Source organism: Sphingobium sp. TomTYG75 (assembly GCF_054771635.1).
The window spans coordinates 1,357,264-1,375,078 of record NZ_BSRE01000001.1; the positions used below are offsets into that span (position 1 = coordinate 1,357,264).

Genomic DNA, 17,815 nt, shown 5'->3' on the forward strand with positions numbered 1-17,815 from the left:
CGGCATATGACATTGCAATCTTTCACGCCTGATCGCCCGCTCCGTCTTGGCACGCGAGGTTCGCCCCTTGCGCTGGCGCAAGCGCGCATGACGGCCGAGGCGCTCTGCGCGCAGCATGGCTGGGCAGCGGACACGATCGAGACGGTGATCGTCCAGACGAGCGGCGACCGGATTCAGGACCGGGCGTTGGCGGAAATCGGCGGCAAGGCGCTGTGGACGAAGGAACTGGACCGGGCACTGGTGGAAGGTCAAATCGACTTTGCCGTCCACTCCATGAAGGATGTGGAGACTATCCGACCTGCCGAAATCACCATTACGGCCATGCTGCCCCGCGCGGATGTCCGGGATCGGCTGGTCGGCGCGGAAAGCTTTGCGGCCCTGCCCGAGAACCCGGTGGTGGGATCAAGTTCCCCCCGGCGGGCGGCGCAGGTCAAGCGGCTGCGGCCTGATGCGCAAGTCGTGCTGTTCAGGGGGAATGTCGCGACGCGGCTGGCGAAGCTTGCCGCCGGGGAGGTGCATGCGACATTGCTTGCGGCGGCGGGGCTCGACCGGCTGGGGCAGCCGGACGTCGGGACATGCATCCCGCTTGACGTCATGCTGCCAGCACCATCGCAGGGGGCCGTGGGCATTGAGACATTGAGCGACAATGCGCAAATGCGGGCGCTGCTGGCCGGGATAAACGATAGCGACACGTTCGATTGCGTGCTGGCCGAACGAGCGGTCCTCAAAGGGCTGGGCGGGACGTGCCATTCGCCCATCGCTGCTTTGGGCCGGCTGGAGGATGGGGAGATCCGTCTCGCTGCCGAGATATTGAGCGCTGACGGGCGCGAGCGGGTGGAGGACATAAGGATCATCGCACGCGGCGATCTCAGCGCGGCGGAGGCGCTGGGACGCTCCCTGCTCGACCGTGCCAGCGCGGAGCTGCGCGCTCTGTTCGAGGCGTGAGGCCGGTCATCATCCTGCGGCCCGAACCGGGCGCGAGCGAGACTGCCGCGCGGGCAAGGAAGCTGGGCCTCCTACCCCGCCTTTGCCCATTGTTCGAGGCACGGCCGATCGGCTGGGACGCACCTCCGCCTGAGCGGTTCGATGCGCTGTTGATGACCAGCGCGCAGGCTGCGCGGCTCGGCGGATCGCAGCTTGTCGGTTACCGGGCGCTACCCGCCTATGCGGTCGGGAGCGCGACCGCCCAGGCAATGGCAGAGCATGGCTTCGCGAATGTCGTCAGCGGCGATCAGGATGGCAGCGCCATCGCGGCCCGCATGGCGGCGGACGGACACCGGCGGGTGCTGCATCTGGGGGGCACGACACTCGCCCCGATAGAGGCGGGGCAGTTGAGTATCGAGCGGGTGGCCGTCTATACGATCGGCGCGCGGCCGCAGGCGCAGCTTGATCCTCAGCTGGAGCCGGGCGCGATATTGCTGGTTCATTCCCCGCGTGCGGGCGCCAACCTTGCAGAAATGATCGCCCCGGAGCGGCGGCGCGATTTCCCTATTATCGCCATCAGCCCGACGGCTCTTTTGGCCTGCGGCCCCGGCTGGGCCAGCGGCGAAGCGCCCGACAGGCCCGATGACGAGAGGATGCTGGCCCTCGCGGCACGATTGTGCGAATGATCCCGCCAAGATGGAAGAAAGGTCCTCAATGAGCGAAGAAGGCGGCGCGACAAGCGTCACGGCGATTCCGCCGGTTCCTCCGCGCAAACGGAGTTCCTGGCCGATCTTCGCGTCCCTGCTATTTGCCTTTGTGATCGGCGTCGCGCTTGCCATCGGCACGATGCTCTATTTTCAGGGCCGGTGGAATGATCGCGCGCAACCGTCGGTCGCCACCGCCGACCCCTATTTGCGCCCCGGCGTCGCGCTACGCCCACTGTCCGCAGACGCGGCGCAGATGCTGGACGGACGGGTAGTGCAGCTGGAAGATCGGCTCAATCGCATTACCGTAGAGGCTCAGGCAGCGTCCGGAAATGCAGCGCGCGCCGAGGGATTGCTGGTCGCCTTCGCCGCGCGCCGTGCGCTCGATAGCGGAATGCCTCTCGGCTATATCGAAGGGCAATTGAGGTTGCGCTTTGGTCAGGCGCAGCCGCGCGCCGTGGCGACGATCATCAATGCGGCGCGCGAGCCGGTCACGATTGCCGACCTGCGCGCCGGACTTTCCGGCGTCGCCGATCAATTGACGACGCCCGGGCCACAAACGAGCTGGTGGGAATCGGTGGAGCATGAGGCCCGCGAACTCGTCACCATCAGGCGGACGTCCACACCCTCTCCGCGTCCGGAGGCTGCGATGGAACGGGCGCTGCGTTATATCGATGCGGGGCGGGTAGGTCCTGCTCTTACGGAGGTGGAAAAAATGCCCGGCAGGGCGGCCGCCGACAGGTGGATGCAGTTCGCCCGCCGCTATATCGAAGCACGGCGGGCGCTCGACCTGATCGAGACCGCAGCCATATTGGAGCCGCGTCAGTTGCACGGCGTCAGTGGTGGGCCAGTCATCCAAACCTCGCCCCTCGCGCCCTGAAGAACCTGTCATAATCGACCAGCCGTTGAGACGGCCGCGCGAAACCATTGGACGCGCGGCGCATTTGTCATGAGAATGTCATCTTTCGCCTTCGGGCCTTGGAGACTGTTTTCTCGTGCCGCCTTATGTCGATTCGATCACCAGCTTCTGGAAGGGCCGCGTAGCGCAGCATCCTAGCGATGCAGTGCGGCCTTCCCTGCGGCATTTGCTGGGCAACGCTTCCATGCCGATCGATCTGGCGCGCAGCCATGCCCGAGCCGGTGCCTTGTCGCGAGCTATAAAGGGCGATGGGCGCCACATCCTGCTGATCCCCGGCCTGCTCGCTTCAGAGCAGCGGATGGAGATGATGCGCACGATCCTTCAGGCTGCGGGATATAGGGCACACAGCTGGGACATGGGACGCAATCTGGGTCCCCGGCCAGACACGCTCGAGCTAATCGACCGGCGAGTGGACAGGATTCGCAAGGAAACCGATGCACCGGTGACTCTGGTGGGCTGGAGCCTGGGAGGGCTGTTCGCACGAGAATATGCCAAGGTCGCGCAGGAGAAAGTTGCTGGCGTCATCACCATGGGCACGCCCTTTTCAGGCGATCCGCGCGCCAATCATGCTTGGCGGCTCTATCAGCTGGTGGCGGGTCATCCCGTCGATTGCCCGCCTTTTGCCTGCAATCGGGAGGTAAAGCCGCAGGTCCCCACCATTGCCCTCTGGTCGCGGCGCGACGGGGTTATTGTGCCGGAATGCGCAAAGGGCAGGCACGGCGAGCGCGACAGGGCCATCGAGGTGGATTGCACCCATATGGGCTTTGCTGTCGCGCCCGAAGGCATATTGGCTGTGGGCAAGGCGTTGGAAGCCATACGCGCCTGATCTGCTCAGGGCGCTGCCCGACTCAACCCAGGCGGCGGAGTGCTTCGTCTCTGCCGATCAGCGGCAAGAGTTGAGCCATATCCGGGCCGTGATCCAAGCCGGTAAGGGCACGGCGTAGGGGCAGGAACAGCATTTTGCCCTTGCGGCCTGTACGCTCCTTGAGCGCGCCGGTGAGCGCAGGCCAAATGTCCGCGTTGAAGTCCAACTCCAGCAGCATTTCCCGAGCAGTTGCGAGGAAGGTGCGATCATCCTCGTCGGGCGCAGGCGCTTCGACGGGGCCAGTCACGATGCGCCACCAATCGGCGGCTTGCCCCACATTTTCGAGGTTCGGCCGGATGGCGTTCCAGCCTGCCTCATTCATCCCGGCAGGCAGGCGGCCGGACACGGCGTCATAGGGTAGAAGATGGACGATCTTCTGGTTAAGTGCGGCAAGTTCCGCTTCATCGAAGCGGGCGGGCGCTCGTCCGAAATGCGCGAAGTCGAAGCTTTCGACCAGCGGCTCGACATTCGCGAATGGCTCTACCGGCAGTGATGTGCCGAGGCGGGCGAGTAGCGCCAAGACAGCCATAGGCTCCAGCCCGATCTCGCGGAAATGGGCGACGCCTAGCGAGCCCAAGCGCTTGGAGAGCTTGCCTTCGCTACCCGTCAGCAATGCCTCATGCGCGAAGAAGGGGAGCCCGGCCCCTAAAGCGGCGAACATCTGGATTTGCGTCGCCGTGTTGGAGACATGATCTTCGCCGCGCAGCACATGGGTTACCCCCATGTCCACATCGTCGATCACGGAGGGGAGCATGTAGAGCCAGCTGCCATCGGCGCGGCGGATCACCGGGTCGGACAGCAGCTTGGGGTCAAAGCGCTGCTCGCCACGGATAAGGTCGGTCCAGACGATCGGCTGATCATGATCGAGCTTGAAGCGCCAATGGGGTGTGCGGCCTTCGGCTTCATAGGCGGCGATCTGATCGGCGGTCAGCGACAGGGCGGCGCGGTCATAGACCGGCGGAAGTCCCCGGCCGAGCAGCACCTTTCGGCGCAGCTCCAGTTCTTGGCTCGTTTCATAGGCCGGATAGACATGGCCCGACGCCTTCAATTGCTCGAACCGGCTTTCATACAGGGCGAAGCGATCCGACTGCTTTTCCTCGCCATCCCAGTTCAGGCCGAGCCAGGACAGATCCGCCCGGATCGCGTCGGCATATTCCGCGCGCGAACGCTCAAGGTCCGTATCGTCAAGGCGCAGGAGGAACTTGCCCCCGCTTTTGCGTGCCCAAAGCCAGTTATGCAGCGCGGCGCGGATATTGCCGACATGAAGGTTGCCGGTCGGCGACGGCGCAAAGCGGGTGATGACGGTCATGAGCTTAAAGGGTCCGGAAAGCGTTGGTGATCGGATAACGGCGATCACGCCCGAAATTGCGCATGCCGAGCTTTACGCCCGGAGGGGATTGGCGTCGCTTATATTCGGCGACATAGAGGAGGCGCTCGATCCGGGCGACCACATCCTTGTCGAAGCCGCGCGCGACAAGCTCTTCCACCGACAGCTCCTCCTCCACCAGGCCATACAGGATGGGGTCCAGCACCTCATAGGGAGGGAGGCTGTCTTCGTCCTTCTGATCGTCCCGCAATTCCGCGCTTGGCGGCTTGGTGATCACGCGTTCGGGCATTACCGGACCGGATGGGCCAAGGCCAAGCGAAGAGACATGCTCGTTGCGCCAACGGCTGAGGTCGAAGACAGTGGTCTTGTAGGCGTCCTTCAACACCGAATAGCCGCCTGCCATGTCGCCATAGATGGTGGCGTAGCCGACTGACATCTCGCTCTTGTTGCCGGTGGTCAGCAGCATGTGGCCGAACTTGTTGGACAGGCCCATCAACGTCACGCCACGAATGCGGGACTGGAGATTTTCTTCGGCAAGGTCGCGCTGCCGCCCCGCGAAAGCATCGGCCAGCATCATGTCGAAGGCCGCCACGGCAGGCTCGATCGGGATCGTGTCGTAGCGGATGCCGAGCAAGCGGGCGCATTCGACGGCATCGTCCAGGCTGTCCTGGCTGGTGAAGCGCGACGGCATCATGACGCTCCAGACGCGCTCCGGCCCCAGGGCGTCCACGGCCACCGCTGCCGACAGCGCTGAGTCGATGCCGCCTGACAGGCCGAGGACGACGCCGGGGAAGCCGTTGCGGTTCACATAGTCGCGCAGGCCCAGCACCATCGCATTGTAGATATCGGCGGGGCGGCTATCGAGTTCGTGCCGCTCGCCGGGAATGCAGACCCACTGGCCTTCCCATTTTTCCCAATGGGTGAGGACGAGCGCTTCCTCCCAGTCAGGAAGTTGGTGAGCGATGCCGCGGTCGGCGCCCATGACGAAGGATGCGCCGTCGAACACCAGTTCATCCTGGCCGCCGACGCGGTTCAGATAGACGAGCGGCAGGCCGGTTTCACGCACGCGCGTACCAGCGACGGCATTGATGCGGCGGTCGTCCTTGTCGACTTCGAACGGGCTGCCATTGGGGCTGATGAGGATTTCCGCCCCCTCCGCCCGCAGATGCGCGGTGACGAAGGGGAACCAGATATCTTCGCAAATCGGCACGCCGATCTTCACGCCACGGAAGTCGATCGGCGCGGGTAGCGGGCCGGGCGCGAACAGACGCTTTTCGTCAAATGTGCCGTAATTGGGCAGCTCGCGCTTCTGGCGGATGGCGGTAACGGCCCCATCTTCCAACAGGGCGATGACGTTGAACAATACGCCTTGGGAGGCGACTACGGTGCCGACCACCATCGCGGGGCCGCCGTCCGCTGTCGCCTGGGCCAGACGATCCAGTTCATGGTTGGCGCGATCGACCAGTGCGGGCTTCAACACCAGGTCTTCGGGCGGGTAGCCGATCAGCTGGAGCTCGGGAAAGACGATGAGGTCGGCACCGGCCGCGCGCGTCCGCCATTCGAGCATCGCGTCCGCATTGGCCTTCAGGTCGCCCACGCTCTGTGTCATCTGGGCAAGGGCGATCACGAGTTTGTCGGTCATGGCCGCGCCCTAGTCCATTTTGTCCCCCTGCGCAAAAGCGCCTTTCCAGTGAGGGCAAGCGCGGCTAAAGGGGCCGCGTTTCGCGCACCGTCATCCAATCGTCACAGGGGTTTGGCCATGAAACTCATGACCGGCAATTCGAACAAGCCGCTTGCGGCCGCAATTGCAGATTATATCGAGATCCCGCTGACCGATGCGAGCGTCCGCCGCTTCGCGGATGAGGAAGTTTTCGTGGAAATTCACGAGAATGTCCGGGGCGAGGATGTGTTCGTCATTCAGTCGACGGCTTATCCGACGAACGACAATCTCATGGAATTGCTGATCATGATCGATGCGCTGAAGCGCGCGTCGGCCAAGCGAATCACTGCGGTGGTTCCTTATTTCGGCTATGCCCGGCAGGATCGGAAGCCCGGCCCGCGCACGCCGATCTCGGCCAAGCTGGTGGCGAACCTCATCACCACGGCGGGTGCTGACCGCGTGCTGTCGGTTGATCTGCATGCTGGGCAAATCCAGGGCTTTTTCGACATTCCGACCGACAACCTCTTTGGTGCACCGGTGATGTCGGCGGATATCCAGGCGCGCTTTGGTGATCGCAACCTGATGGTCGTGTCGCCGGACGTCGGCGGCGTGGTGCGCGCCCGTGCGCTGGCCAAGCGGCTGGACAACGCCCCGCTCGCCATCGTCGACAAGCGCCGCGAGCGCGCGGGCGAATCGGAAGTGATGAACATCATCGGCGACGTGAAGGGCCGCTTCTGCGTCCTGATCGATGATATCGTCGATTCGGCCGGTACGCTGTGCAACGCGGCCGGAGCGCTGAAGGCCGCAGGGGCAGAGGATGTGGTCGCCTATGTGAGCCATGGCGTGCTGTCGGGCGGCGCGGTTGCGCGCGTCGAGGCGTCGGAACTCAAGGAACTCGTGATCACCGATTCGATCCAGGGCACGGACACGGTGTGCACTGCCAAGAGCATCCGTCACCTGCCGATCGCCCCGCTGCTGGGCGAAGCGATCAAGCGGATTGCGGACGAAAGCTCGGTTTCCAGCCTGTTCGACTGACAGGAGAAGTTGCGCCGCGCGACTTCTATTAGGCGCCCGGCAGCAACACTATGGGCAGGCAGAATAAAAGGATCAGTCCGCCAACGACCCTCTGAGCGCGGGAAATGCCAAGCGGCTTTTCCCGCCAGAGCATCGGGCAGGCGAGCAGGGCCAGCAGCAGGAGCATGTGGGAAAGGGTAGCTGACCCGCCGACGGGCGCGTCCTGCCGAATGGCGAGGGCACCCAGCAAGGCCGCGAAACTCAATATCCAGCCGATCAGCGCCACAACGATTCCCTTCCGATACGAAGCGATAAACGGCGCGGATTGACGAAGCTTAAACGGCGGCTGCCCAAGGATCATAGGTGCCGAAGCTCCAGAGATTCCCTTCCGGATCGAGCGCCTCATAACCGCGTCCGGGATAGCCGTGATTATCATGCGGCTCGTTCACCACCACCGCACCCTGATTGCGGGCATGCAGGCAGTGGGCGTCGGCATCCGGGACCACCACATAGATGCAGGTCGTGACACCGCCCAGATCGCGCGGCGTCGTCCAACTGTAGAGCGACTCGGCCTCGCCATCGCGCGCGCTACCCAGCATGACCATGCCCTCGCCCAATATGAGTTGCGCGTGGTGGATGATGTGCGGGTCCGCTTCGTCCTCATAACAGGCGTGCAATGCAAAGCCGAAAGCGTCTTGCAGGAAGTTTATAGCCGCTGGAGCATCGGCATAGCGCAGGCCGGGGATCAGTGAGGAGCCAGGCATGTTTTTTCCTTCCTTCGTCGCGATCAGGAACAGGTTGGCAAAGCCTAGCGCAGCAGGTGCTTTCCGGCTAGGCGGGAGCGATGACGACCCGCGATGACCTGACCCTTGCCCACCGCCTCGCCGACGCCGCGGCGGCGGCCATCCGGCCCTTTTTCCGCGCGCGATACGACATGGAATTCAAGTCGGACCAATCGCCGGTGACCGAGGCGGATCGGGCGGCGGAAGCAGCGATCCGAGCCATCTTGGAAAAGGAACGCCCCCAGGACGGCATCATCGGGGAAGAATATGGAGCGACACGCGAAGACGCGGAGCGCGTCTGGATCCTCGACCCGATCGACGGCACGCGCAGCTTCATTGCGGGACGGCCGATCTTTGGCACGCTTATCGCGCTGACTGAGGCGGGATGGCCGACGGTCGGCATCATCGACCAGCCAATCGCGCAAGAGCGCTGGGCAGGCATGATGGGCCAGCCCACCACCTTCAACGGCGCACCCGTCACCGCCCGCAGTTGCCGGTCGCTTGAAGAAGCGATCGTCGCCAGCACCGGGCCGCAATATTTCCCCGGATGCACCGGCGAGCATTTCTCGCGGCTGGCTGGTCAGTGTCGCGACACCGTGTGGGGCGGCGACTGTTATAATTACGGCCTTATCGCGTCAGGCCATGTCGATATCGTCGTCGAAGCCGGGTTGAAGCTGCACGACATTGCCGCGCTCGTCCCGGTCGTGGAAGGCGCAGGTGGACGGATGTGCGATTGGGCGGGCGACCCCATCACGGCGGAGAGCGACGGACAGGTTATCGCGATCGGCGATCCTGCTCGGCTGGACGATGTGCTGGAAGCGCTTGCCGAGGGACATCACGCTCATTGATGTTTAAGGCATTGATGTTTCAGGCATTGATGTTTCAGGCGGCCAGCGCCGTTACTGCTTCGGCATATATGCGCGCGCGCTCGTCATCGAAGCAGATGAACAGGATGAGGTCGAAGGCCGACGGGAAAGCAGCAAGCTGGCCCCGCACCGTCTGGGCCGCGACCCGAGAGGCCCGTTCTTTCGGATAGCCATAAATGCCGGTGGAGATGGCCGGGAAGGCTATACTGCGAAGGCTATGCTCCCGCGCCAGATCGAGCGATGATCGGTAGCAATTGGCGAGCAACTGGCTTTCGCCCGAAGCCCCGCCCCGCCATACCGGACCGACGGTATGAATGACATGGGCAGCGGGCAGGCTGTAGCCGCGCGTGATCCGCGCCTCCCCCACTGGACAGCCGCCCAGCATACGGCATTCGGCGAGCAGTTCAGGCCCTGCCGCCCGATGGATCGCCCCATCCACGCCACCTCCCCCAAGCAGGGAGCTATTGGCGGCATTGACGATCGCATCCGCTTCGCAACGGGTAATGTCGCCAGTTCGGATTTCCCAGCGGGCGGTGCCGAAGATCATATCGCAGCCCTCGCAATGAATTACGTTCGCAGCATTGCCCTAGAAAATCCCCAGAAACTTCTTTTTCTGCTTCTTTTCTTCCCTGGCGTTGGCCTTGCCGGACTCTTCTTTTGAGGTTGTGCCCCGGCCTACGTCATCTCGGGGCTTCCCACCTTTCGTCCTCTGCGCAGTGGCGGTCGCGCCTGCCAGGACAGGGCCGCACGCTGCGCTCTTGGCGTCGCCCACATCGACAAAGGCCAAAACGGCGGCGAGTGGACTCGCCGCGATCCCCAGCGCCGCCGCCGCACCGCCGCGCGCGATCAGTTCAGGACTGATGACGTTGATGCCGGGCTTCGCGAAATAGCCTGTGATGCCGACCGGCGATTGGCCGGAAAACAGGCTGAACTTCTTGCCGTCAGCGCGGAAGGCGAGATCGAGGCTCTCATTACGGAAGGAAAAGCCGCCTCGTCCAAGCATGACGTTCTTCCTGGTATCGATGATGATCGGATCCGCGGCCGCGATGCCGTTGCGAACGGTGAAGGCGATCAGCCCGCAATTGATCTGGACAGGTTCCTTCAGCTTCTTTTCGAACATCTTCGTGATGAAGGTGCCTACATCGAGTTCGGCAAGCTGAACATTGCGTGCCCACATAGTGCCCGCAGGCAGGATGACCGCGATCCTGCCATTGGCGGTACTAAGCGAATCATGCACTGTGCTGCCCAAACCTGTCATTTGCGCCCGCGCCTTGATGATGCCGGTGGTCCCCGATTCCTCAACACCCCAGCGGCCAAGCAGCTTGCCCATGGGTGTCGGTGACAGGCGCACATCGTAGCGCGTACGCACCGGCTGAGCCCGGGCGTTTATCTCTATGTCCAAACTGACATGCCCGCCGGACATGTCGAAAGTGAGCGGCGAAAGCGTCAAAAGGCTGCGCTCAAGCGCTAGCGTAAGGCCGATATTGGAAATGGGCACATTGGGCGCCCTGACCTGGCGCACGTCGTATCGAACATTGGCATCGAAGTTGCGCAGGGCCTCGACCCTCAGCGGTGCGTCCGGCAGGACGCGCGGCCTACCGCCGACATTCTCGATCGCACCACTGGCGCCCTGCGCTTCCAACTTTTGGGGATTGTAGCCGATGAAGGGACCCACATCGATAATATCGAGGGTGCGAGTGGCGAGGTCAGCCTTCAAGCGCAAGCGATTGTCGGGCAGAGACACGGTCATGCGCCCGGAAAGGTCGCTATCTCCAAACCGGCCCTTGAGATGGGTAAAGCGCCATTCTCCACCCTGCTTGGTAAGCGCGGAGGTGAAGCGGTAGGTGCGGGTTTCGGGCATGGCGACGCCCAGAAAGTCGAACAGCAGCGCGAGATTGGGACCGCGCGTCAGCAGCCGCAAGTCCGCTCCCTCAATCTCAGTCGCGCCGGCCAAGGTTCCGCTGACCTCCAAGATTGTCGGCCCGGACTGTGCGTGGAGCGCGAGACTGTTCTTGCCGCCGGTGACGGTCTCATTGGGCGAGAGCAGTCCGCCACGCAGAGTGAAGGGACGGCTGCGCATCGTGCCGTCGCCGGAGAAACGGATGTCACTCGCGAAGCGCGTATCCTGCGCCTTCACCGTTTCGAATTTAATGTCGGTGGACAGCTGCATCCGGGGGTCGCGATAGCGCAAGGTCGTTCCGGCAAGCAGCGCCTGGCGCACGAGCGGCAGATTGAGCGGCTCGCCTTTTTTGGCGCGGTCACCGAAGGTCCAGGTGTTGGTCTTGCCGTCCCGCGACCATTCCAGATCCGCGGCGGCGTTGCGAAGCTCAAGCCAACGGATGCGATATTTGTCGCCGAAGATCAGGCTGAGCGGCACGATCCGGGTATCGATAAGATCCGAATGAAAGAAATGCGGCCTGCTCGCCCAGGGCGTGTTGGCGATCGTCATTCCCTCGGCGCGAAACTTGATCGTGATGGGCGCGAAATACAGCTGGAAGTCACCGGCGACCTTGACCGGGCGCTCCAGCCGACTGGTGAGGAAGCGCTCGAACGGATGTTTGAGGAAGCGGCCCTTCGTGATGAACAGGATCAACCACAGCAGGAGGATCAGCCCGACGATATAGGCGATGATACGCAGCGGCAGGGGAACATTCCGCCATTTCTGACGCGCAGCGGACCAATAATGGCCAACACCTCCCGCCCCGCTGTCGAGCGCAGGAGCCGATTTCGCCGGGGTGCCCGGCCGCAGGGGATCGGCGTCGGCCATGGCGCAAGAACGCCCCTCCCCTGCTTTAGGTCCGAATCACCTTGCTTTCCGGCGGCTGGCCGATTATGCGCGCCCCTTCGCGATATTTGGAAGGACCGCCCGGCTAACTAGGGCTGCCGTGGCTGTCCGTAATCGTCGCGCTGAAAAAGGAGACGAAAATGCCCAAGCTCAAGACCAAGAGCGGTGTGAAGAAGCGCTTCAAGTTCACCGCTTCCGGCAAGGTCAAGCACGGCGTCGCTGGCAAGCGTCACCGCCTGATCAGCCACAACGCAAAGTATATCCGCCAGAATCGCGGCACGTCCGTGCTGTCGGATTCCGATGTCGCTCACGTGCGCCTCTGGGCGCCCTACGGCCTGAAGTAAGGAGTAGAGGCACATGGCACGCGTAAAACGTGGTACGACCACCAAGGCGAAGCATAAGAGGATTTTGGATCAGGCGAAGGGCTATTATGGCCGTCGCAAGAACACGATCCGTATCGCTCGCCAGGCCGTCGAAAAGGCCGGCCAGTACGCTTATCGCGACCGCAAGGTCAAGAAGCGCACCTTCCGTGGCCTCTGGATCCAGCGCATCAACGCTGGCGTCCGCGCCGAAGGCCTGACCTATTCGCAGTTCATGCACGGCCTGAAGCTGGCTGGCGTCGATCTGGACCGGAAGGTTCTGGCCGACATCGCAATGCACGAAGGCGAGGCGTTTAGCGCCATCATCGCCCAGGCGAAGGCCGCGCTGCCCGCGGCCTGAGCATAGAACGGTCGAAAGATCGTCCAAGGGGCGCCGGGGCAGATGCTTCCGGCGCCCTTTTTCGTTTTGCACCTGCCGTTGGCCCTGAGTAACCATTAAGCTTGTCGGAATGGCGTATCGAGGGGCCAATCCTTTAAATGCATGCCTCGACTTCGCTCAGCCCCTACTCAGCGGGAGTGGTATGGAGGTTGTCCCGGCAGCGCATTACCGGGGTGCGGTCTCTCTCTTCGTCATTCCCGCGAAAGCGGGAACCCATCTCCCGAGACATCCATGAAGCCTGAGATCAACCCCACTGTTTATCTTCTAGCAAGCCGAAAGAACGGCACCTTGTACATCGGTGTGACCTCCGACCTTACAAAGCGCATCTATCAGCATCGAAACGGCTTGATCGAGAGCTTCACGAGCGACTACGGCGTCAAGCGCCTTGTCTGGTTCGAACCGCATGACGCGATGGAGAGCGCAATCCAGCGCGAAAAGCGGATCAAGAAATGGAACAGGCAGTGGAAAATCGAGCTGATCGAAGCTGGAAATCCTGACTGGGACGATCTGGCGCTGGGTTTCGGCTTTGAGCCATTGCCCTCTCTGCGCTGCGACTGATCGAGAGGTCAGGAGATGGGTTCCCGCCTTCGCGGGAATGACGAGATAGTGAGATTGTGATGAGTGAGATTGCCAATCTGAAAGCCGGCCTGGTCGCCGACATCAATGCCGCCGACACGCTCGACGCGCTGGAGGCCTTGCGTGTGGGGGCCATGGGCAAGAATGGCGTGGTGACGGGGCTGCTCAAGACATTGGGGTCGATGAGCCCCGAGGAGCGGCGGGAGAAGGGACCGCCGATCCAGGATTTGCGGGAAAGTGTGACGGCTGCGCTGGCCGAGCGGAAGGCGGCGCTGGAGCAGGCGGCGCTCGATGCGAAGCTGGCGGCGGAAAAGATCGACATGTCCTTGCCCGCTGATCTCGGCGCGCAGGGGTCGGTGCATCCGGTAAGCCAGGTCATGGACGAGCTGGCGGAGATTTTCGCGGACCTGGGCTTCTCCGTTGCGACCGGGCCGGAGATCGAGGATCAGTGGCATAATTTCACCGCGCTCAACATGCCGGAGACGCATCCGGCGCGAGCGATGCATGATACTTTCTACCTGCGCGCAGAAGATGATGAAGAACCCAGGGTGCTGCGCACCCACACATCGCCGGTGCAGATCCGCACGATGATGAACGGCGAGCCGCCGATCCGTATCATCGCGCCGGGCCGCGTCTACCGGTCGGACAGCGATGCGACGCATACGCCGATGTTCCATCAGATCGAGGGGCTGGTGATCGACAAGGGCATCACCCTTGGTCATCTCAAATGGACGTTGGAAACCTTTTTGAAGGCCTTTTTCGAACGCGACGATATCGTGCTGCGGCTGCGGCCGAGTTATTTCCCCTTTACCGAGCCTTCTGTTGAGGTGGACGTCGGCTACACGCTGGTGAGCGGCCAGCGGGTCATTGGCGGCGACGGCGATGCGCCCGGCGGCGGCTGGCTGGAAGTGCTGGGCAGCGGCATGGTCAATCGCCGGGTGATCGAAGCCTGCGGGCTCGATCCGGACGAATGGCAGGGCTTTGCCTTCGGCACCGGCGTCGATCGGCTCGCCATGCTGAAATATGGGATGAACGACTTGCGCGCATTCTTCGACGGCGATCTGCGCTGGCTGAAACATTACGGCTTCTCGGCGCTGGATGTGCCGACGCTGAGCGGAGGAGTGGGCGCATGAAGTTCACGCTGAGCTGGCTCAAGACGCATCTCAATACCGATGCCGACCTGCCGACAATCCTCAAAACGCTCAATGATATCGGCCTTGAGATCGAGGGTGTGGAGAATCCGGCGGAAAAGCTCGCGCCCTTCCGCATCGCCAGGGTGCTGACCGCCGATCCGCATCCGCAGGCGGACAAGTTGCAGGTGCTGACCGTGGATGCGGGCGATGGCGCGTTGCAGGTCGTGTGTGGCGCGCCCAACGCTCGGGCGGGGCTGGTCGGCGTGTTCGGGACCGAGGGCGCGGTGGTGCCCGTCAATGGCATGGTGCTCAAGAAGACTGCCATTCGCGGGGTCGAATCCAACGGCATGATGTGTTCGTTCCGGGAGCTGGAACTGGGCGAAGATCATGAAGGAATCATCGAATTAAACGCGGATGCGCCGGTCGGGCGGGTCTATGCCGAGTGGGCCGGGCTGGATGACCCGGTGATTGATGTGAGTATAACACCTAATCGCCAGGACTGCATGGGCGTGCGGGGGATTGCGCGTGATCTGGCGGCGGCGGGGCTGGGGACGCTGAACGCGATCGTCGTGCCGGAGGTCGAGGGCGTCGGGTCGGGGCCGGACGTGCGGATCGAGGATACGGATGGCTGCCCGGCCTTCTTCGCGCGCACGGTCAGGGGCGTGACCAATGGCGCGTCGCCCGAATGGATGGCGCGACGGTTGAAGGCGATCGGGCAGAAGCCGATCAGCACGCTGGTCGATATCACCAACTATCTGATGATCGACCTGGGTCGACCGTTGCATGTCTACGACATGGCCAAGCTGAAAGGTCCGCTGACTGCCCGCCTGGGCAAGGCTGGCGAAGAGGTGCTCGCGCTCAATGGCAAGACCTATACGGTTGATGAGACGATGACGGTCATCGCCGACGATGTGGCTGTGCACGACATTGGCGGCATCATGGGCGGCGAGCATTCGGGTGCGAGCGAGGCGACGACCGATGTGTTGATCGAATGCGCCTATTTCACGCCCGAACGGATTGCGGTCACCGGACAGAAGCTGGGCCTGACCAGCGACGCGCGGGGGCGGTTCGAACGCGGGGTGGACCCGGCATTCCTGGATGACGGCTTGTCGATCGCGACCGACCTGGTGGTGAAGCTGTGCGGCGGCAGCGCCAGCGAGGCGACGCGCAGTGGCATGCCGCCCGTCGCAAACAAGATCGTCCGGTACGAACCGTCGCAATGCCTGACGCTGGCTGGCGTTTATGTGGGCGATGCCGAGCAGAAGCGCGTCCTGGAAAGCCTGGGCTTTGGCGTCGAGGAACATGATGCCACGTTCGATTATGACGACGGCGTCCCGGTAACGACGACCGCCCATTGGTCGGTCAGCGTGCCCAGCTGGCGACGCGATGTCGATGGCTGGCCCGATCTGGTCGAAGAGGTCGTGCGCATCGTGGGGTTGGATCAGGTGCCTTCCACCCCCCTGCCCCGCATGCCCGGCGTCGCCAAGCCGACGGCGACCAGCGAGCAGCTGATGGAGCGGCGGGTGCGGCGGACGGCGGCGGCCCGGGGCCTGGCCGAGGCGATCAACTGGTCGTTCATCTCGGAAAAGGAAGCGGCGTCGGTCGGCGGTGGCGACTGGACGCTGGCGAACCCGATTTCTGAGGATTTGAAGGTTATGCGCCCTTCGCTGCTGCCCGGCCTGCTGTCGGCCACGCGGCGGAACATGGACCGGAGCGCGACTTCGGTGCGGCTGTTCGAGGTCGGCCGTCGCTATTTCAGCGACAAGGAGCGGGCCACGGCCAGCTTCGTGCTGGCGGGCGAGAAAGTCGCGCGCGGATGGCAGACGGGCAAGGCGCAGACTTTCTCCGCCTTTGACGCGAAGGCCGAAGTGATCGCGCTGCTGGCCGCAGCGGGGGCGCCCGTGGCGAACCTGCAAAGCTTTGGCGAGGCATCAGGCGCCTACCATCCGGGCCAGTCGGGGACGTTGCGCCTTGGCCCCAAGGTAGTCCTGGCCGAATTTGGCGTGCTGCATCCTTCGCTGGCTAAGCAATTCGGCATCAGCGGCGCGGTAGTGGCAGGCGAGATTTTCCTGGATGCGATCCCGGCCAAGCGGAAGAGCGGCTTCATGCGCGCGCCCTATGCGCCACCCGCCTTGCAGGCGGTGAAGCGCGACTTTGCCTTTGTTGTCGATGAGGCCATCGAGGCGGACGCGCTGGTGCGCGCGGTCAAGGGCGCGGACAAGAAGAGCATCGTCGATGCGCGGTTGTTCGACGTCTTTGTCGGGCCCGGCGTGGATGAGGGCAGCAAGAGCCTGGCCATCGAGGTGACGTTGCAGCCGGGTGAGAAGAGCTTTTCGCAGGAGGAGCTGGACGCCATCAGCGCCGCTGTCGTGAAGGCGGCGGAGAAGCTGGGCGCGACGTTGCGGGGGTGAGGGAAACCTCGCCATTCCCATTGGGGTCTGGCTGACTGATCCGGAGGGGGAGTAGCGAGGCTGGCTTTACTCCGTTGAAGAGAAGAGAAGGACTTCGACAAGCTCAGTCCGAACGGAAATAGTGGGCTGGACCGACAGGATCAAAAGTAGAGGGCTGATGGACGAGCTTGTAACGATCGCGTCGGACGGGCTGACCGCCGCCATCAACCCGCTGGGCGCGGAGCTTTGGTCGCTCAAGGACTCTGCCGGGCGCGAACTGATGACCGATGCCGATCCGCGCTGGTGGACGGGGCATGCGCCGTTGCTGTTTCCTTTCGTCGGGCGGTCACGCAATGATGTGTATCGCCTGGACGGGCATGACTATCCGATGCCGCAGCACGGCTTTGCCCGGCACATGGCGTTCGCGCAGGTGGAGCATCGGCCGGAATCGGTGATCTTCCGGCTGGAGGCGGACGCGGCGACGCGGGCCGTCTATCCGTTCGATTTCCGGCTGGACATGCAGTTCGCTGTCGCGGGCGGAACGCTGATGATGACGGCCACGGTCATAAACCGGGGCGAGGCGGACATGCCCTTTTCCTTTGGCTATCATCCGGCCTTTGCCTGGCCGCTGCCCTTTGGGGGTTCGGCGGACGATCATCGGATAGAGTTTGAGAAGGCGGAAACGGCACCGCTGCGCAAGGTGGGAAACGAGCCGGGTCTGATCGCGCGGGAAACCGTTGCATCGCCGGTGAAGGGCAAGGTCCTGCATCCCACCCATGCGATGTTCGAGGGCGATGCGCTGGTCTGGGATGCGTTGGAGAGCGACAGCCTATATTGGGGTGTGCCGGGACAGACGCGGCTGAAGATCGACTTTCCCGATACGCCATGGCTGGGGCTGTGGCAGAAGCCGGGGGCGCATTATCTGTGCGTCGAGCCCTGGGCGGGGATGGCTGACCTGGTCGGGTTCGAGGGAGATGTCTGGGACAAGCAGGGCATCATGCGGCTACTGCCGGGGGACGAGCGGCGGTTCCGCATGGACGTGACGGTCGTGGACGTGTAACGGCGGCTTCCATGATTCCGTTCGGGCTGAGCCTGTCGAAGCCTCTTCCCT

18 protein-coding genes are annotated in these 17,815 nt (G+C 63.3%); 12 read left to right on the top strand and 6 right to left on the bottom strand.

From position 1 onward, the window contains the following. Positions 1–6 precede the first annotated feature (6 nt). The 4 genes from hemC (at position 7) to ACYU81_RS06900 (ending at position 3,373) form a co-directional block, all read left to right on the top strand. Positions 7–945, top strand: coding sequence for a hydroxymethylbilane synthase (gene hemC / locus ACYU81_RS06885; RefSeq protein ID WP_460986974.1), 939 nt, complete (start codon positions 7–9; stop codon positions 943–945). Further along, positions 942–1,610: a uroporphyrinogen-III synthase gene (locus ACYU81_RS06890; protein WP_460986975.1), complete on the top strand. Its 669-nt coding sequence runs from the start codon at positions 942–944 to the stop codon at positions 1,608–1,610. The genes hemC and ACYU81_RS06890 overlap by 4 nt, the downstream gene beginning before the upstream one ends. Before the next feature lie 10 nt (positions 1,611–1,620). Next, positions 1,621–2,508 carry a hypothetical protein gene (locus ACYU81_RS06895; protein WP_460986976.1) on the top strand — a complete coding sequence of 296 codons (888 nt, stop codon included), beginning with the start codon at positions 1,621–1,623 and terminating at the stop codon, positions 2,506–2,508. A gap of 115 nt (positions 2,509–2,623) precedes the next feature. Continuing rightward, positions 2,624–3,373 carry an esterase/lipase family protein gene (locus ACYU81_RS06900; protein ID WP_460986977.1) on the top strand — a complete coding sequence of 250 codons (750 nt, stop codon included), beginning with the start codon at positions 2,624–2,626 and terminating at the stop codon, positions 3,371–3,373. 22 nt (positions 3,374–3,395) lie between these two features. On the opposite strand, the gene gltX is transcribed toward ACYU81_RS06900, so the two are convergent. Continuing rightward, positions 3,396–4,721, bottom strand: coding sequence for a glutamate--tRNA ligase (gltX, locus tag ACYU81_RS06905; protein WP_460986978.1), 1,326 nt, complete (start codon positions 4,719–4,721; stop codon positions 3,396–3,398). A gap of 4 nt (positions 4,722–4,725) precedes the next feature. After that, entirely contained in the window at positions 4,726–6,381 is a 1,656-nt protein-coding gene (locus tag ACYU81_RS06910) for an NAD+ synthase (RefSeq protein ID WP_460986979.1), read from the bottom strand. Between the two features lie 117 nt (positions 6,382–6,498). Between ACYU81_RS06910 and ACYU81_RS06915 the strand changes: the two genes are divergently transcribed. Next, positions 6,499–7,434, top strand: a complete 936-nt coding sequence (locus ACYU81_RS06915; protein ID WP_460986980.1) for a ribose-phosphate pyrophosphokinase — start codon at positions 6,499–6,501, stop codon at positions 7,432–7,434. A 28-nt stretch (positions 7,435–7,462) separates the two neighbouring features. On the opposite strand, the gene ACYU81_RS06920 is transcribed toward ACYU81_RS06915, so the two are convergent. Beyond that, positions 7,463–7,699: a hypothetical protein gene (locus ACYU81_RS06920; RefSeq protein ID WP_460986981.1), complete on the bottom strand. Its 237-nt coding sequence runs from the start codon at positions 7,697–7,699 to the stop codon at positions 7,463–7,465. A gap of 49 nt (positions 7,700–7,748) precedes the next feature. Then, positions 7,749–8,177, bottom strand: a complete 429-nt coding sequence (locus ACYU81_RS06925; protein WP_460986982.1) for a VOC family protein — start codon at positions 8,175–8,177, stop codon at positions 7,749–7,751. A gap of 80 nt (positions 8,178–8,257) precedes the next feature. Between ACYU81_RS06925 and hisN the strand changes: the two genes are divergently transcribed. Beyond that, positions 8,258–9,043, top strand: a complete 786-nt coding sequence (gene hisN / locus ACYU81_RS06930) for a histidinol-phosphatase (protein WP_460986983.1) — start codon at positions 8,258–8,260, stop codon at positions 9,041–9,043. Positions 9,044–9,077: 34 nt separating this feature from the next. On the opposite strand, the gene ACYU81_RS06935 is transcribed toward hisN, so the two are convergent. Then, positions 9,078–9,608 carry an O-acetyl-ADP-ribose deacetylase gene (locus ACYU81_RS06935; protein WP_460986984.1) on the bottom strand — a complete coding sequence of 177 codons (531 nt, stop codon included), beginning with the start codon at positions 9,606–9,608 and terminating at the stop codon, positions 9,078–9,080. 39 nt (positions 9,609–9,647) lie between these two features. Continuing rightward, the gene (locus ACYU81_RS06940) at positions 9,648–11,828 is read right to left on the bottom strand and encodes an AsmA family protein (RefSeq protein WP_460986985.1); all 2,181 of its coding nucleotides are present in this window, start codon (positions 11,826–11,828) and stop codon (positions 9,648–9,650) included. 158 nt (positions 11,829–11,986) lie between these two features. Between ACYU81_RS06940 and rpmI the strand changes: the two genes are divergently transcribed. From rpmI to ACYU81_RS06970, 6 genes are all read left to right on the top strand, one after another. Then, the gene (gene rpmI, locus ACYU81_RS06945; RefSeq protein WP_183955972.1) at positions 11,987–12,190 is read left to right on the top strand and encodes a 50S ribosomal protein L35; all 204 of its coding nucleotides are present in this window, start codon (positions 11,987–11,989) and stop codon (positions 12,188–12,190) included. A gap of 13 nt (positions 12,191–12,203) precedes the next feature. Next, a complete protein-coding gene (gene rplT / locus ACYU81_RS06950) occupies positions 12,204–12,566 on the top strand; it encodes a 50S ribosomal protein L20 (protein ID WP_022682430.1) in 363 nt (120 codons plus the stop codon). 270 nt (positions 12,567–12,836) lie between these two features. After that, positions 12,837–13,163 carry a GIY-YIG nuclease family protein gene (locus ACYU81_RS06955; RefSeq protein WP_460986986.1) on the top strand — a complete coding sequence of 109 codons (327 nt, stop codon included), beginning with the start codon at positions 12,837–12,839 and terminating at the stop codon, positions 13,161–13,163. 59 nt (positions 13,164–13,222) lie between these two features. Further along, on the top strand, positions 13,223–14,314 hold the full coding sequence (gene pheS, locus ACYU81_RS06960; protein WP_460986987.1) for a phenylalanine--tRNA ligase subunit alpha: 1,092 nt from the start codon (positions 13,223–13,225) through the stop codon (positions 14,312–14,314). After that, on the top strand, positions 14,311–16,725 hold the full coding sequence (pheT, locus tag ACYU81_RS06965; RefSeq protein WP_460986988.1) for a phenylalanine--tRNA ligase subunit beta: 2,415 nt from the start codon (positions 14,311–14,313) through the stop codon (positions 16,723–16,725). The genes pheS and pheT overlap by 4 nt, the downstream gene beginning before the upstream one ends. A gap of 157 nt (positions 16,726–16,882) precedes the next feature. Further along, the gene (locus tag ACYU81_RS06970; protein ID WP_460986989.1) at positions 16,883–17,764 is read left to right on the top strand and encodes an aldose 1-epimerase family protein; all 882 of its coding nucleotides are present in this window, start codon (positions 16,883–16,885) and stop codon (positions 17,762–17,764) included. Positions 17,765–17,815 lie beyond the last annotated feature (51 nt).

Bases quoted from the DNA above. Each gene is read 5' to 3' on its own strand.
- pheT (WP_460986988.1), top strand. From the start codon at position 14,311: ATGAAGTTCACGCTGAGCTGGCTCAAGACGCATCTCAATACCGATGCC.
- ACYU81_RS06955 (WP_460986986.1), top strand. From the start codon at position 12,837: ATGAAGCCTGAGATCAACCCCACTGTTTATCTTCTAGCAAGCCGAAAG.
- pheS (WP_460986987.1), top strand. From the start codon at position 13,223: ATGAGTGAGATTGCCAATCTGAAAGCCGGCCTGGTCGCCGACATCAAT.
- ACYU81_RS06895 (WP_460986976.1), top strand. From the start codon at position 1,621: ATGGAAGAAAGGTCCTCAATGAGCGAAGAAGGCGGCGCGACAAGCGTC.
- rplT (WP_022682430.1), top strand. From the start codon at position 12,204: ATGGCACGCGTAAAACGTGGTACGACCACCAAGGCGAAGCATAAGAGG.
- ACYU81_RS06910 (WP_460986979.1), bottom strand. From the start codon at position 6,381: ATGACCGACAAACTCGTGATCGCCCTTGCCCAGATGACACAGAGCGTG.
- ACYU81_RS06935 (WP_460986984.1), bottom strand. From the start codon at position 9,608: ATGATCTTCGGCACCGCCCGCTGGGAAATCCGAACTGGCGACATTACC.
- ACYU81_RS06940 (WP_460986985.1), bottom strand. From the start codon at position 11,828: ATGGCCGACGCCGATCCCCTGCGGCCGGGCACCCCGGCGAAATCGGCT.
- ACYU81_RS06915 (WP_460986980.1), top strand. From the start codon at position 6,499: ATGAAACTCATGACCGGCAATTCGAACAAGCCGCTTGCGGCCGCAATT.
- rpmI (WP_183955972.1), top strand. From the start codon at position 11,987: ATGCCCAAGCTCAAGACCAAGAGCGGTGTGAAGAAGCGCTTCAAGTTC.
- ACYU81_RS06925 (WP_460986982.1), bottom strand. From the start codon at position 8,177: ATGCCTGGCTCCTCACTGATCCCCGGCCTGCGCTATGCCGATGCTCCA.
- hemC (WP_460986974.1), top strand. From the start codon at position 7: ATGACATTGCAATCTTTCACGCCTGATCGCCCGCTCCGTCTTGGCACG.
- ACYU81_RS06970 (WP_460986989.1), top strand. From the start codon at position 16,883: ATGGACGAGCTTGTAACGATCGCGTCGGACGGGCTGACCGCCGCCATC.
- gltX (WP_460986978.1), bottom strand. From the start codon at position 4,721: ATGACCGTCATCACCCGCTTTGCGCCGTCGCCGACCGGCAACCTTCAT.
- hisN (WP_460986983.1), top strand. From the start codon at position 8,258: ATGACGACCCGCGATGACCTGACCCTTGCCCACCGCCTCGCCGACGCC.